1 pseudogene is annotated in these 608 nt (G+C 37.2%); it reads right to left on the bottom strand.

Annotation, left to right across the window (positions count from 1 at the left end):
• Positions 1-608: pseudogene (locus FOT98_RS31140) on the bottom strand (hypothetical protein); the annotation flags it as partial.

Below are 608 nucleotides of genomic sequence, written 5' to 3'. Positions count from 1 at the left end.
TTCGCTGCAGCATCAAGGATTTGATATTGAGATGTTTGATGTAATAGTTTTTTCAATGTATATACAATTTTCGTTGGATATCCTTCTTTTCGATCAATCATGTCACGAAGTCCACGAATTACACTGCGGATTTGACGATGACAAGTATGCTTTAATACATGAATAAATTTATTCATGTCTGCAGAAAGTTCACCGATATTCATCTCTTGTAGGACTGCTTCGATAAACTTCGCTTTTCGAGCATAGGTAGCTTTTGGTGTAAATGGATCCCTATGTTGTTCTTCTCCAGCTTCTTTCGAGCATAAGAAGTCTGAATGGATAGACAGATATAATGTCGTATATCGTTTTGTATGCTTTACACCTTTTTGCATTTTGCAAATTTTGAATAGGGGATTCCCCGTACATGGTAATGCAGTTGTTAATTCCTCGATAACCGCACGGATCTGATGCGGATATTTTTTATGTAAGAAACGATACATCCCACCGAAGTGAGTTTTGTTTCCTCTTTCGTCCTGCTTGTCCAATGAACGCTTTAATGTTGTTTCTGTATGTTGTTGCATGGCAATGTCTAAGAATAGTTTCTTAGCCGCTACAGATAGCTTAAAGAA

The organism is Bacillus sp. HY001 (assembly GCF_007558965.1).
GTDB classification, from domain to species: domain Bacteria; phylum Bacillota; class Bacilli; order Bacillales; family Bacillaceae_G; genus Bacillus_A; species Bacillus_A mobilis.
This window is presented reverse-complemented; position numbering and strand designations above follow the sequence as displayed.